The organism is Paenibacillus sp. PAMC 26794 (assembly GCF_000316035.1).
GTDB lineage: Bacteria > Bacillota > Bacilli > Paenibacillales > Paenibacillaceae > Paenibacillus.
On the sequence record NZ_ANHX01000025.1, the window covers coordinates 220,050 to 233,680 of the forward strand.

General features: G+C 45.6%; 15 protein-coding genes, 1 tRNA gene and 1 pseudogene. 4 read left to right on the forward strand and 13 right to left on the reverse strand.

Going from position 1 to position 13,631, the window contains the following annotated elements; genetic code table 11:
* Positions 1-57: 57 nt before the first annotated feature.
* The 6 genes and pseudogenes from racE to D829_RS31010 form a co-directional block, all read right to left on the reverse strand.
* Positions 58-867, reverse strand: a complete 810-nt coding sequence (gene racE, locus D829_RS0113450) for a glutamate racemase (RefSeq protein ID WP_026081161.1) — start codon at positions 865-867, stop codon at positions 58-60.
* 219 nt (positions 868-1,086) lie between these two features.
* Complete coding sequence (locus D829_RS31005) at positions 1,087-1,464, reverse strand: YtxH domain-containing protein (RefSeq protein ID WP_017689426.1); 378 nt, start codon at positions 1,462-1,464, stop codon at positions 1,087-1,089.
* 185 nt (positions 1,465-1,649) lie between these two features.
* Positions 1,650-2,564, reverse strand: a complete 915-nt coding sequence (locus D829_RS0113460) for a DUF4261 domain-containing protein (RefSeq protein ID WP_017689427.1) — start codon at positions 2,562-2,564, stop codon at positions 1,650-1,652.
* A 10-nt stretch (positions 2,565-2,574) separates the two neighbouring features.
* A complete protein-coding gene (locus D829_RS0113465; protein ID WP_017689428.1) occupies positions 2,575-3,036 on the reverse strand; it encodes a HepT-like ribonuclease domain-containing protein in 462 nt (153 codons plus the stop codon).
* 173 nt (positions 3,037-3,209) lie between these two features.
* A complete protein-coding gene (locus D829_RS0113470) occupies positions 3,210-3,497 on the reverse strand; it encodes a Dabb family protein (protein WP_017689429.1) in 288 nt (95 codons plus the stop codon).
* 282 nt (positions 3,498-3,779) lie between these two features.
* Positions 3,780-4,166: pseudogene (locus tag D829_RS31010) on the reverse strand (phage holin family protein); the annotation flags it as partial.
* 447 nt (positions 4,167-4,613) lie between these two features.
* Here D829_RS31010 and D829_RS0113480 point away from each other — a divergent pair.
* On the forward strand, positions 4,614-5,210 hold the full coding sequence (locus D829_RS0113480; protein WP_017689431.1) for a helix-turn-helix transcriptional regulator: 597 nt from the start codon (positions 4,614-4,616) through the stop codon (positions 5,208-5,210).
* Between the two features lie 222 nt (positions 5,211-5,432).
* On the opposite strand, the gene D829_RS0113485 is transcribed toward D829_RS0113480, so the two are convergent.
* Positions 5,433-6,587 carry a sn-glycerol-1-phosphate dehydrogenase gene (locus D829_RS0113485; protein WP_017689432.1) on the reverse strand — a complete coding sequence of 385 codons (1,155 nt, stop codon included), beginning with the start codon at positions 6,585-6,587 and terminating at the stop codon, positions 5,433-5,435.
* A gap of 158 nt (positions 6,588-6,745) precedes the next feature.
* Between D829_RS0113485 and D829_RS0113490 the strand changes: the two genes are divergently transcribed.
* Entirely contained in the window at positions 6,746-6,931 is a 186-nt protein-coding gene (locus D829_RS0113490) for a hypothetical protein (protein ID WP_017689433.1), read from the forward strand.
* Positions 6,932-7,044: 113 nt separating this feature from the next.
* Here D829_RS0113490 and D829_RS0113495 read toward each other — a convergent pair.
* Positions 7,045-7,128, reverse strand: a tRNA-Leu gene (locus D829_RS0113495).
* 225 nt (positions 7,129-7,353) lie between these two features.
* Between D829_RS0113495 and D829_RS0113500 the strand changes: the two genes are divergently transcribed.
* A complete protein-coding gene (locus tag D829_RS0113500; RefSeq protein ID WP_017689434.1) occupies positions 7,354-8,346 on the forward strand; it encodes a Gfo/Idh/MocA family oxidoreductase in 993 nt (330 codons plus the stop codon).
* Positions 8,347-8,569: 223 nt separating this feature from the next.
* Positions 8,570-8,932 carry a helix-turn-helix domain-containing protein gene (locus tag D829_RS0113505; protein WP_017689435.1) on the forward strand — a complete coding sequence of 121 codons (363 nt, stop codon included), beginning with the start codon at positions 8,570-8,572 and terminating at the stop codon, positions 8,930-8,932.
* Between the two features lie 50 nt (positions 8,933-8,982).
* Here the strand turns inward: D829_RS0113505 and D829_RS0113510 are convergent, their stop codons facing one another.
* The 5 genes from D829_RS0113510 to D829_RS0113530 form a co-directional block, all read right to left on the reverse strand.
* Positions 8,983-10,599, reverse strand: a complete 1,617-nt coding sequence (locus D829_RS0113510; RefSeq protein ID WP_017689436.1) for a sensor domain-containing diguanylate cyclase — start codon at positions 10,597-10,599, stop codon at positions 8,983-8,985.
* A 164-nt stretch (positions 10,600-10,763) separates the two neighbouring features.
* The gene (locus tag D829_RS0113515) at positions 10,764-11,501 is read right to left on the reverse strand and encodes a fused MFS/spermidine synthase (protein WP_017689437.1); all 738 of its coding nucleotides are present in this window, start codon (positions 11,499-11,501) and stop codon (positions 10,764-10,766) included.
* A 161-nt stretch (positions 11,502-11,662) separates the two neighbouring features.
* Positions 11,663-12,565 carry a LysR family transcriptional regulator gene (locus tag D829_RS0113520; protein WP_017689438.1) on the reverse strand — a complete coding sequence of 301 codons (903 nt, stop codon included), beginning with the start codon at positions 12,563-12,565 and terminating at the stop codon, positions 11,663-11,665.
* Between the two features lie 59 nt (positions 12,566-12,624).
* Complete coding sequence (locus D829_RS0113525) at positions 12,625-13,191, reverse strand: SDR family oxidoreductase (protein WP_017689439.1); 567 nt, start codon at positions 13,189-13,191, stop codon at positions 12,625-12,627.
* 24 nt (positions 13,192-13,215) lie between these two features.
* On the reverse strand, positions 13,216-13,476 hold the full coding sequence (locus D829_RS0113530; RefSeq protein WP_026081163.1) for an Atu4866 domain-containing protein: 261 nt from the start codon (positions 13,474-13,476) through the stop codon (positions 13,216-13,218).
* Positions 13,477-13,631 lie beyond the last annotated feature (155 nt).

Here is a 13,631-nt window from a genome sequence, read left to right on the forward strand (position 1 = left end):
AGTCCACAACCAAAATACATTAATTAGAAGTCTTATTCATGCATATTTTGAGTATAACTATGATAATTGCGTAACCTGCCAGACAACAGGGGTCTTGGAGATCTGCTCCCCCAACCATCGACGGGTGATATTCTGGAACATACGCGGGTCACCCGTGCAGAAAAATTGATGCACCGGAGTCTCATCCCCACTGGCCAGCTTTCGTTTATCATATAAAATCGTACTGATTTCACGTGCCGTTTCATCTGCTGAACTGATTAACTTCACTTCCTGTCCCATAACTTCCTGAATCGTGTCCATGAGAAAGGGATAATGCGTACAACCCAGAATAAGACAATCAATTGGCTGCTGTTTGATCTCGCCCAATGATTGTTCCACCGTATGTGTCGTGTGCTCGGAACGAAATTCACCTTGTTCCACCAACGGCACCAGCGCCGGACAAGCCTGACTGACTACATCAATATAGGGGGACAACTGCTTGAGTGCCGATGTATAAGCCCCACTACCAATGGTACCCGTGGTACCAATCACACCAATACGTCCTGTACGTGTCGCTGTGATTGCGGCCCGCGCACCCGGATGTATAACACCAATGACAGGCATATTCACCTTGGAACGGATATACTCCAACGCTGCTGCTGTTGCTGTGTTACAGGCGATAACGATAACCTTCGGATCGAATTGGATCAAGAAATCAACGATTTGTTCCGTAAATTGTTTTACTTGTTCGGACGAACGGGGTCCGTACGGTGTCCGGGCAGTATCCCCAAAATAAATGATCTTTTCCCGCGGGAGCTGACGCATCACTTCCTTGGCGACGGTCAATCCCCCCACACCGGAGTCTAATATAGCGATTGCTTGCTGCACGAACACACCGCTTCCTTCTTCATTGAATTAATTCTCAAAACGATTGTTTCTCAGAGCTTTCTTCCTACCGTATGAACATTCCGGCAAAAAGGTACCTACATCTTACCCGATTTCATCGCAGGGTTCAAATTAAATCCACGCGCTACGTCATCTATGTGTAGACACGCAACAAAGCAGGCTCTCCTCTAAATAGAGGAAAGCCTGCTTATCAAGCTTTGCTTAGTTGTCGTCCTTGGACTCATCCGCAGGAAGCTTCGCTACGATGTCAATTCCGGGTTCATCCACTGTTTTATCGATATCATTATCAACAATGGCTGCCGATATGCGAATTTCTTTCCCTTCAGCGCAATTGCGCCAGGATTGAATATCCTGAATCACGACATCTGCGGTCTCTTTAACTTTGGATACGATCTGTGAACTTTGTTCTCCCACGATACCAGCCAGTTCCTGACCTTTCTCCGATACCTGACGAGCACCTTCTGTAATATCCTGACGAAGTTCACGTCCCGATTTCGGCGCCAGCAATAATGCCGTTACTGAACCAACCACGGAGCCAATAAGAGCTCCCCACAACAAACTTTTGTTAGAATCCTTCACGTCACATCTCTCCCTTTACTATTGTTTAAGTACCGGATCAGAAGCAACGGTCTGTCGCTCAGCCATCCGGGCGAATGCCTACTCTGTTGATGCATTATAAGCAGCACAGGCTTGACTTGACACTCCAGATGTTAAAAATAATGTGAACGCCCTTTTTGAATGGATGCAAATGACTCGGCTTAAACTCAGTTCTGTCGAGCCGGCTCGAGATCAGCCGCGGCATGCTCATCCCCCGGGTCCAGATCAATGACATATCGTCCAGGTGCAATCAATGCCGCCTGATGTTCACAACGCCAGCGACGTCCACCTGAAGAACCCAGCGTCTGTCCATCTTGCAGAACATCCCCCTGATCAAATATGTAATACGCTGCACCCAGTAAGGTCTGAGCCACCGTATCGGGATCAAGACCGACGAAGTGACACTGGACATCAGGTACACCCAGCGCAGATAATCCCACGGTATCCATGACCAACCCGCGCTGTTCCTCTGTACCTCCGGCTTGATACATTCGAACGTTCATGGCTGCATACAGATGTTCCTCACGTTCCTGAGCTTGCGTATATGCTTCCGGTTCAACCAGCTTATCACTGCCATACCAATACAGCGCATCACAGGTCAAACTTTCCATGATTGCCAGTACAGTCTTCTGAAACAGCTCTAGGCGCTGCTTACGAGGCATGGCAGCCGTGAACATATCATGTATCCGGATGGAATACCGCGAAGCTTCTACAACCTGTCCCACTTCCGGCCAATGCCATGCTTGTTGCAGAGCACCGCCAAAACGTGCACGATCTGCGATTTCATTCACAGGAAGCATGCAAGTCTGAGCAGGGATATCCCCTTCCTGAAAGGATACCTTATGGTCCAGATGATAGAAGACGAGCATCTCATGCTTTTGCCCTCCGCTCTCTTGTTTCACATCCAGTCGGACTTGTCCTGTATGACGAATCATAGCTTCCTGCAAACGCAAGCGATCCACCTCTGGACGTTCCCGGAACAAGAGTTCCACCATATACACCGGATGGAATCCGGAAGGTGTTTCATTCGTTTCGTTACTTTCAGTATTCACTTCATTGAATTCTTTTGATTCATTTGTCATGCGATTTCCCTCATTCCTTACGCTGTCCCTCGGCCTGTGCCGTATTGAAAGGACCAAGTTCAGTTTCCACGTAGGCGCTAACCTGAGTAGTGAAATGTTCAAGTATACTCGGCAACTCTACGCTAAGCGGATGGAGCTCAGACCGCTCCCAAGTGTAATAATCCTGCACCAGTGGCTTGCGTAACGTGACAAGCTGACGCAATATCTCATAGGTCGGATTATCAAAAACCTTTTCTTCATAATTAATCTGAATAATATCATCATAGCTGCTCGCATCTCTCATGATGAAGCCGTCGATCAGATAACTTCCCACATCGGTAACAATTTCGATCGCCAGGTGAAGACAACGTTCCTGTACCATCCCGAGCATGAGACTGCCATCCCAAGCCTCTGCTGCCCCGCGAAGCCCTTCAGCTACTTCCGGTACAGCAGCAAGCCGGCGGGCAATCTGTTCTCTGTTCACATAATACATTCGTTCACTTCCCGTTCAATAAGTTATCGGTTCCGTTTCCCTCTTCGCTTAAGCCAGAATATCATCACAGGACAAGCGATTAGAAACACAACAAAGATATATAGAAATTCCATAACGTCTCTTAAATCGCTCATGCAGAGTCCCCTTTATCTCAACGTAGTTTGAATGACAGATCAGATTTCGTAGTCCACTGCAATTGACTGTTCTCTGACTTCGTTCATGTACTTGATAACTTCCTGATGAAGCGGGTGTACCTGATACGCCTGGAGATCCTCCAGTGACGCAAACTCCGCCGTGAGTGAAATGTCGAACGATCTCTCCGAGCGAAGCACATCAATCCCGATTTCAAGTGAAACCAGGACATCAATCTTACCTTCCAGATTACGAAGCACCTGGGCTGCAGCTTCAATACTTTCTGCTGAGCGATCTTTCATTTTGAACAGGACAATATGTTTTATCATCTGGGCAAACACCTCGTTTAATATAATAGTAGAAATGAATGAATTTTCATGTATCCAAAATATATCATAACGTTCTCTATTACGAAAGGATACTTGGAAACGTTCTCTTGATAAGAAAAAGGAATCCGAACCGTTTTATTTCGATTCGGATTCCTTTTGAGATCCATCCTCCTTCTGTTTCGCGGATTCATCCTGCAGAGTTTGTCCTGTTTCAGCCTGCTGCTTGATGTTGTCCGGGGTTGGCTGCGGTTTGGACCATTCACGATTCATAAGATACTCCTGATTTTCCTGTTTCTTCAACACTGCAATGGCCTGTCTGAGCTTTGCAGGCAATGGAAGACCGATTCTGGCATAATTCTCAGTAATCGAAATGAGTTCATTCACCAGATAGAAATAAATAGCTCCACCTTTGATAAAATCGGTTCCCATGATCAGATCAATTCGGTGAGCAAGCAAAACAACCGTCAGCATGAGCCCTTTGCGAGCAATCCCCCAGAATCCAATGTTGCTATTCAACCCTGTCCCCGTTCTTACTGCCGCCGCCAAACCTGTGATATAATCCACAGCCATCGCGACCGCGAGCAGGCTCAGCAATTGATCCCATCCGCCAAAAGCAAACGTAACAAACGCTCCCGAGATGACAGCAAAGGTATTCACAGATAGATTCACGTTCCTCACCTCTCCCTTACACTTGAGTATCATACAATATATGTAAAAGTAAGAGATTTGACAGGTCACATGTCATGCTGAACATGCGGATTTATAATTTCAGATTTGTGCACATCCTCTTCGCAACAGGGGAACGAAAATCACATGCTTTTGGGGAATTCAGGGAAATAAACCGCATCATATCAACAAAAAACAGATAAAAGTTCTTTAGACCTAATAATGAGTAATTAGAACTATATTATTTATATTCCTGTTCAATTTCTCCCCTCATTTTTAGTGAAACATTGTAATCTAGGAATATACTAGGATGTGAATTGCGCATGGTCTAGTTCGTAATTCCCTCTTTATCGTGAATTGACGCATTGACGCATTTGTAACCAGTAAACCCGGCACTTGAAAGTACCCCGTTGTTTATTGTAGTATTTGGTTAAAAAAATCGGAGGAAATATGCCTAATCAACCAGAACAACATTCCATCCAGGCGTGGTCTCTGATCAACCGTAAATACTTGGGAAAAGGCGTCCGTGTTAAACGATTCCGAAAACCGACACGCTGTCAAATCCGTAATCGTGTTCTTCTTGCCGTACTGATGGCCAATGATATCAAGTTGTCCCAGCTCGCTGAAGACCTCTCCATCTCTTCACGCAGTGTCAGTGCGTGGGTATATGAAGGACGGATACCCGGCAGTACCAATTTGGACAAGACTTGCCAATTACTCGGCTACCCGCGTCATATTCTTTTCAATGAAGAAGTTGTGCGTAATAGCCCTGTCATATGTCAACCCGAGTCATCTCGCTTCATGAAGCGTACGGTGACCCGTTCTCCGGTTAGCAACCGTATTTTGACAGGCTTGTGTATGGTCCATGATCTGTCGGTGACAGATGTCAGCCACTGGATCGGGGTTCATCCCGGCACTTTCCGCAAATGGCTGCATCAGGGAACACTGCCTTCTGCTGCATTTCAGGAACAAGCGGAGCAATTTTTCCGTATCCCGAAAACTATTTTGTTCGCAGATGTCATCTTGAAAGATCGTCGCAACAACTAAATAAGCGAACAGCCAAAAGGCTCTGATCTCCCCATAGGGAGGCCAGAGCCTTTTTTAAAATAAATGCATGCCTTCTCTCTCGGACTTGAAGCACTGTTCTGGCCATTCCATCAGAAATGTCAGATAACCTACCCTTTTTCGCCTTTTGCTCCCAAGGAGAGCCATCACAGCCCGCTACATGCTAAGTTAATGCATTTCATCATGACCATTCTCTCTAAAAGGTCATCCTAACCTTGTGTTCAACACTTCATTGATATATCTCAATCCGGTATATCGAGGACGAAGCGTATGCGCTGTGTTGAATGCATGTTCCACCATCTCCGGGGTTACACCGAGTTGCTCAGTAGTCACAGGTCCACCTACTTGTTCCAACCATGCGATGAGCTGAGAAGCCTCCGGCAATTGGTCATATATCCCAAACACCGGTTCACCCGATGTCTGTGCAAGCTCTTTATATTTCACCGTAAGCAATGCACATGCTACGCCAACTTTGGCACCATGCAGAACCGGCCTTTCTCCCGCTTGCATCAGATCCATCTCCAAAATGTGGGACAGATGATGCTCACCTCCGGATGCCGGACGGGAATGGTCAATGATCAGCATGGAGATACCGGAAACAATTAAGGCGTCCATTAATACAGCTACTCCCTCTGCTCGCCCCTCCGCAATAGCTTGTACATGATCTATGCAGGTATTCAGCGCTTCTTCTGTCATCCGATAAGCAACTGGACAGAACGGTTCCCCGCCCAGTTCACGAGAAACAATCCAGTCTGCAAGTGAAGTATATTTACCAAGCATATCTCCGAATCCGGCAGCAGTCATCACTTGGGGGGCTTGCTCCAGAATATCCAGATCGGCAAAGATAGCCTCCGGCGGAACAGCCTGAAATGTTTGTTTGACGCCGCTTACAATTAAGGGTGCACCCGCAGAAGTAAACCCATCTACTGAAGCCGCTGTCGGTATCGACAAAAAGGGCTTGTTCATTTTGGAACAAACAAATCTCACCAGATCATGAATGGTACCTGAACCCACCGCAATTACAGCCTGACTTTCGAGTCTCACACCCAACATAACCTGCACAATAGCTGCTTCATCCGCAATGATATCCCCCGTGCGATTCTCCGGTAGAGCGATCTCATCCACATGCATTCCCGCTTCGCGAATACTACTCAGCACATCAGATCCGGCGGCCCGAAACGTATGTCGATCATAAACAACCGTCACCTGACGATATCCTTGCTCAGACAAATAACCCGGTAACCTCTGAATGGCCCCAGCTTCCAGATGAATCAGCATATCCACCACTCGGTGTTGATGACCGCAAGCACACTGCTGTGCTTCCTCATTCCATGCTGCAATTCGTTCGTTCATATTCATTCGCTCTTACCCTCCCATATGAGATATCATGCATAATTAACGGGTTAAAACCACAAGATAAAAAAGGAAATAAAATGTGATGATTTTCCTGATCACACTTTACTGCCTGTACCCAATATTTGCAAATCCATATCTCACATATCCAAGTAGGTGAAGCAATGAAATTAACGAAAGAATTAGGAATTTCGCTCGGATTTCTGGCCGGAACCACCTTTGGCAGTGGTATCGCTTTTTTGTTTCGTCTCCAGTCGGTTGATGTGGTTGCCAGTGTTGCGCTATTTGGTATTGCAGGAGCCATTGCCGGAATCATCATGGCAGTCATTCTACGCCAGCGGCAACATTAGTATTATCATTAGAATGCCCGCAGCTAAATGCCGGATTCACACTAATGATCCACAACATAAAGAAAGGTTCGTGAATTGCCCTAGAGCAACGCACGAACCTTTCTTTGGATAGATGCGGTCGAGAGGACTCGAACCTCCACGGGGGTTAGCCCACACGGACCTGAACCGTGCGCGTCTGCCAATTCCGCCACGACCGCATAATATGTATCTCCTCATCCATCGATGAAAAGCGTTCCGGTGAAGCAATTCCTTGTTTTACCGTAATTCAGAGTATACATGCTCCAAAATAAAAATGCAACTTCTTTTTTATTCATTCATTCATGAATAGGACATATGTCCTTTTTTGTCAACTTCAAACACCCTATCGTAGCATTAAACAAATATAGATCCATACGAATGTAAAAATGAAGGAGAGATCCACCTTGAAAACAACCAATCTGTGCTTTATCGGTGCCGGGTTTCATGCATCCACGAATATTTACCCTTCTGTTGTTGAAGCCGGAGCGCAGATCCAGGCCATTGCCACTCGCAGTATGGAACGCTCTGAAGCAGCTCTGCTGCGATTTGGCAGCAACGGACAAGCGTATGACAATGCTCAGCTTATGTTGCAGCAGGAAATCTGTGACGGAGTCGTTGTGGTCGCCCAGCCTTTAGATCAGACCGCTCTTGTTCTCGAATGCATTCGGGCTGGCAAGAATGTATACGTGGATAAGCCGCTCGGATGGAACGCAGCGGAAGCCGCCACTGTTGCAGACGCTGCCGAGCAAGCTGGCGTCGTTGTCATGGTCGGTTTTATGAAACGTTATGCTCCCGTATACATGAAGCTGAAGGAGCTCATTGATAATGGTTCGCTAGGTAAGGTACGTTCATTCCAGATGAAATTTGCTGTAGACAGTACCCCATTTTGCAAGGATGAGGAACAGTTCATGAAGCTCGCTGCCATTCATATGGTCGATCTGATGTGTTTCCTATTCGGAGAAGCAATACGAGTTACAGGCACAACCGTGAAGGATGGGGAACACATTAATCAAAGCATTTCCCTTGTATTTGAGAATAACGTAGTAGGCAGTGCTTATTTTACCGGCATGAGTGCTTGGTCACGGGAGAGCGAAAGTGTACTCGTCACCTTTGACAACGGATTTGCGTCAGCTGAAGAGATCAACACACTTACTGTTCATCAATCCCGAAGCTCATCTAGCCTTCCCTGGAAATCCCTCGAGGAGCAAGATACCGTATATACGCCTTCCGGTTCTCCCATGTCAGGAGCTTATCGCGACCTTTATCTACGCGGATTTGTTGGTGAAATGGCGCACTTCATCGCGTGTTGCCAGAATCAGACCGTCCCACATTCCAGCGCCAGGGATAATATTGCAACAATGGCTCTATGTGACTCCATTCTATCGTCACTGAAGTAGCGTATATACGCTCATCATCATATTTTATACATCCAGAGAAGAGCCTGAAACCGGGGATCTTTTTTATCTTATAGACATCATCGCATCTGCCTTCGCCTAGAGTTAGGGTTTATAATCTGCATCATAAGTGATATGCTCTTTCATGAACTATACGTACTTTATGTAATGTAACCACCCAAATAGATACCATAGAAAATCACCCTAAAGTGGAGGTGTACTTATAATGAAAAAGGACGCAACCAAGCTATGTCCCGCGCCATACGGCTGTTCCGTGGAAGTTACCCTCAGTGTGATCGGAGGCAAATGGAAAGGTGCCATTTTGTATCATTTATTCTCCGGTCCTCTGAGATTTAACGAGATCCGAAAATTGTTTCCTGACATCACCCAGCGTATGCTCACCCTGCAACTTCGAGAGTTGGAAGGCAGCGGAATTGTTCATCGTGAAATATACCCCCAGATCCCACCTAAAGTGGAGTATTCCCTCACACCATTTGGTGAAACGTTACGGCCGATTATCTTCAGCATGCGAGATTGGGGAGAAACGTATACAAATGAGGTTCTGGCCAGATCCTCACAAGAGGTATAAAACACAAAAGAAGCTGTCCCTAGTTTTTAGGGAACAGCTTCTTTGCTTGTTTATTTAATAACCGTTTGGATCGTAACCGTACGGTTACGTCCCTCTTCCTTCGCTTGATACAATGCATTATCCGCCAAGTGAAACAGTTCTGTGGATGTTGTGGAGTGCTTCGGATATTCAGCAATTCCAGCCGAGATGGTGACGGAACGATCTACAGGCAATATGCTTTCTTCGACCGTTATTCGGATACGTTCAGCAATCTCAAAAGCCACGTTAGACTCGGAATTTCTTAACAAGACTACAAATTCCTCCCCACCAAACCGAGCGCAGACATCTTCTGTGCGAACAGACAATTGAATGATATTGGCAATGTGTTTCAATACTTCATCCCCAGCATGATGCCCGAATGTATCATTAATGGACTTGAAGCGGTCAATATCCAGAACAATAATGGAGAACGGCACCTCATCCTGAATCCATTCCTGAATGACTTCTTCGAAGGTTCTGCGATTGTTCATGCCTGTTAAAACATCTGTTCTGGCATCATAGACAAGCTGGTTTGTCTGTTTCCTAAAGTTCGCCAATGCGCCAACAACTGCTCTTGTTAGAAGGTCTGCCTCTCTATTCCAGTGAGGCTTCATCACCGGTAGATCCACTTGTCCCTTATCGACCTGATTCACCAAATCAGCCAGCATAGCAAAAGGACTGGCCAGCTTGCGTGCAACCCGAACCACAATAAGGGTCAGGATCAGGAAAGGCACTGAGGTGTACAGCAACAACATACGGATATGATGATTCAACTGATCGTACACCGTTTGGGTTGGAGACACGATTACGACGCCCCAGTCTGTTGATGGAACTTTGTAATAACCTGCAAGTGAATCCACACCTGCCAGGTTTTTGTATTGTTCTTTACCGTTCTTGTTTAATAACAGCTTTTGCACCACTTCATTTTTACTGACATTTTCACCAATTCGGTTGGTGTTTGGGTGAAATAACAATGTGCCCTTCTTATCCACAATAAAAAAGTAGGAACCATTACTTGTCTTGAGCTGACTGCCAAAAGACAGACTCAATATATTATTTTCCTGCAAAAAGATATTTCCACCAATCGTTCCTTGGTACGCCCCTGCCGAATCAAAGATCGGTTCACTGACAAATACAATTCTGCGTTTGGTTCTGGGTGTCTGGTACGCTTCGGAGATATACGAAGCCCTCAATTTAACCGCTTCTTTTGCTGCATTGGAACTAACATGGTGACCTACGCTAGCCTGTGAGTAAGGTGAGGTAGACCTGACTACTCCCGCTTTATCTACCAAAGCAACAGAATTGAAAAAATTACTGCTATTGCGAACCAAATCCAATGTGGAATTCAATTCATTTGTATTGGAGTGATCCATATCAGGGAAATATTGGGCTGCATATTTCAAGCTTTCCTGCATGGAGTAAAAAAGCGAATCCAGGTTTTGGCTCATTTGCACAGCGCTTGCATAGTTTAGCGACAGGGTGTTATCAATGAGTGACTGTTTCTGAGATGTATACGATGAGATGACCATGATGGTCAATGTCATTATAACTGAAATAGTGACCAACCCGCCAAGTAAAGCCGTAAGGCTGATCTTCTTGATGTTTTTTATTTTTCTTCGTAATTTGGATCTCTTGATCTGTGCAATCATCGTTTACTTCCCCCGGATTTTCATGAAAAGGCATATTCCTTCTATCTTATACGAAAGTTGTTAAAATCAAATAAAGAGTTTGAGAAATCTTAACAATTACATCGTAAGATTGACGATTTAATGACATTTTATTTTCCCTGGAAGAATCACTGTTCAGGATCGCCCTAATCGACAATGATATATCCTTCTTCTGGCTCCTGCTCAACAAACCCTGCCATGTGACGAACCTGAAATTCGATCGGGTGATGACTGCCCATTAAAATACGATTTTGAACTTCATCCGCTGTTTCTGTTGGCAATGCAAATGCACGTGTATAAGCAAACTGTGCCTGAAGTGTCGTATAGATGGCACTTACAAGCCGGTCGTTGCCAGCCCGCCCGAACACATTAAGCAGCACAACTCCATCCGAGTCCAGTTTGTCCTTAACCATGGCAAAAAAATCACTGGATGTAAACTGCTCAGGTGTGCCCGTTGCTGTAAAGGCATCAACAATAATATAATCATATGTCCCAGCGGGTTCTTGGCCTAATAATTCACGACCATCTCCAATGAGCACAGGACTTCCCTCATATCCAAAAAAGGTTTGGCTCAACTCCACGACCTCTGCGTCCAGCTCAGCCACCTTTACCTTACGATCAGACAAGTAGGTTGGCAATGTGCCAATACCATGTCCCACTACAAATACCGTATCAAATTCAGGATCATTCCGCTCCATTAGATGTACCATCGCTCTTGGATACTCCAACACCATCCGGGCAGGCTCATCCAGATCCATTGCTCCCTGCACAGCTGCGTTGGAGAATTCTAATACACGAAACCGGCCCTTCTCTCCATAAAGCTTTTGGGTATCATATACCGTCAGCTCATGCTGTTCACTTTTATTCCGATACAGAACTCTCACTAACCGTTCTCCCTTCAATCTCTTACACCTATTCGACATATACCTTCATTCTATTACACGGGATGACAACATACCACCCTATACTTAAATGTTCGTAGTACAACAAAAAAAACCGTTCCGACTCAACCGGAAACGGCCTTTTGATGAACCATTTAACACTTCTAAGACCCTATGGCCTCATGCAGAGCCTGGACATATGCTACACCCAGATTAGAGAGAGAAGTGCTCTTGTGGCTTATCCACCCTACATTAATGGATTCCTCACATTCCAGCGGTACAGGAATTATCTCGTCTCCGTTCAGATCGGCGCTGAGTACACCCGTAGAGATCGTATAACCATTCAGACCAATCAACAGGTTAAACAACGTTGCGCGGTCATTGACCTGTATGCTTTTGGGGTGAGATAACGTACTCAGGATTTCTTCGGAAAAATGAAAGGAATTGTACTCTCCCTGGTCAAATGACAAGTACGGATAATCCTGCAGTTGCTCGATTGCAACCGACTCTTGCTTCGCCAGCGGGTTCTTCACACTGATAAAGATATGGGGCTTGGCTGTGAACAAACTCGTGAAGACGAGCCCCGCATCTTTTAACAATTTGTTAATTACCTTGGCATTGAATTCATTCAAATACAGGATGCCAATTTCACTACGCAGGCTTTTCACATCCTGGATGATCTCGTAGGTCTTTGTCTCCCGAAGCGCCAACTCGTATTCATCCTGACCATACTGCTGTACCAGACGAACAAAGGCATTCACCGCAAACGCATAATGCTGCGTCGATACAGAGAAGTGTTGCGGGGATGGCTTGGCGTTCAGATAACGATTCTCCAGCAATTCAGCTTGTTCTACCACCTGACGTGCATAACTCAGAAACTCAACGCCTTCTTTAGACAGAGATATCCCCTTATTGGTACGTTCAAAAATAGTAATTCGCAACTCCTGCTCCAGATCCCGAATGGCATTCGAAAGGCTGGGTTGCGAGATAAACAACCTTTTGGCTGCTTCATTCATGGAACCGCGCGTGGCAACTTCGATCACATATTTTAGTTGTTGTAATGTCACTGCACTATTCCTCTTTTCGTATCAATTGAACCTATTATATACCAAAAGAGGATCCAACCTTAAGCCATGCTTGCTGTCGGTCTCACTACAATCTCATTTACGTCCACCTCTGCCGGCTGGCTAATGGCGAACAATATACTTTTCGCAATCGCCGAGGCGGGAATGGATATGCGCCTGTACTCTTTCATGAGATCACGTGCTTCTTCATCAGAAATCGTATCCGCGATTTCCGATTCCGTAACGCCCGGTGATACAAGGGTTATGCCATGCAGAACACCACGAATGTTAACATCTATCATGCGATTCCACTCATCTACTTTTAACGCTTCAAGGGGAGATAGCGGCATAACTCCAGCGTTATTTAAAATAACATCGATATGTCCATAGCGAGTTTGAGCGAGGTCAACGATCGTATGCATCTCTTCCAATCGGGTAACATCCAGCGAATGATACTCCACCGATCCACCCTCCAAACGAATGGAGGAGGTCAATGCCTCCAAACGTTCCATACGTCTAGCTCCAATAACTACATGTGCTCCATGCTGTGCAAGCAATCGAGCTGTTGACTCGCCAATTCCACTACTCGCACCGGTAATGACACCAACTTTCCCTTTTACATTGGACATATTAAATCGCTCCTTATTTGGTTGTTATTGTACATTTTCTCTATACAAAATCATGCCTGCATGGCACAAAACTCCGTCCCTGAAGTCTCCATCCGCTGTAAATCCCGTATCATCCACGTATTCTATATGTTTCCCATGAACAACATAGCGACCCTGATATGCACTTTGCCGATCTCCTCTCGCTTCATCATATCTACCGCAAGGAAGAAGTTCGTGTCTGATATATCCATCCTTCGTGATCCACATCCCCACATACGGGTGTTTTGGTTCTTGTTGGTCGCCCATTGAATTGCCCTCCATTGTCTCTCACTCCTCTCTGCTTCAAAAAGATTCCGTTGCTTATCTCCATTATGTAGAGGATCAGTCGTTGTACGATAGAAAAATCCCGCAGTATTCTTGCCTATTCCTCCAGAGCATTTTAAAATAATAGTAATAGTGGT

Bases quoted from the DNA above. Each gene is read 5' to 3' on its own strand.
- D829_RS0113460 (WP_017689427.1), bottom strand. From the start codon at position 2,564: ATGACAAATGAATCAAAAGAATTCAATGAAGTGAATACTGAAAGTAAC.
- D829_RS0113465 (WP_017689428.1), bottom strand. From the start codon at position 3,036: ATGTATTATGTGAACAGAGAACAGATTGCCCGCCGGCTTGCTGCTGTA.
- D829_RS0113470 (WP_017689429.1), bottom strand. From the start codon at position 3,497: ATGATAAAACATATTGTCCTGTTCAAAATGAAAGATCGCTCAGCAGAA.
- D829_RS0113480 (WP_017689431.1), top strand. From the start codon at position 4,614: ATGCCTAATCAACCAGAACAACATTCCATCCAGGCGTGGTCTCTGATC.
- D829_RS0113485 (WP_017689432.1), bottom strand. From the start codon at position 6,587: ATGAATATGAACGAACGAATTGCAGCATGGAATGAGGAAGCACAGCAG.
- D829_RS0113490 (WP_017689433.1), top strand. From the start codon at position 6,746: ATGAAATTAACGAAAGAATTAGGAATTTCGCTCGGATTTCTGGCCGGA.
- D829_RS0113505 (WP_017689435.1), top strand. From the start codon at position 8,570: ATGAAAAAGGACGCAACCAAGCTATGTCCCGCGCCATACGGCTGTTCC.
- D829_RS0113510 (WP_017689436.1), bottom strand. From the start codon at position 10,599: ATGATTGCACAGATCAAGAGATCCAAATTACGAAGAAAAATAAAAAAC.
- D829_RS0113525 (WP_017689439.1), bottom strand. From the start codon at position 13,191: ATGTCCAATGTAAAAGGGAAAGTTGGTGTCATTACCGGTGCGAGTAGT.
- D829_RS0113530 (WP_026081163.1), bottom strand. From the start codon at position 13,476: ATGGGCGACCAACAAGAACCAAAACACCCGTATGTGGGGATGTGGATC.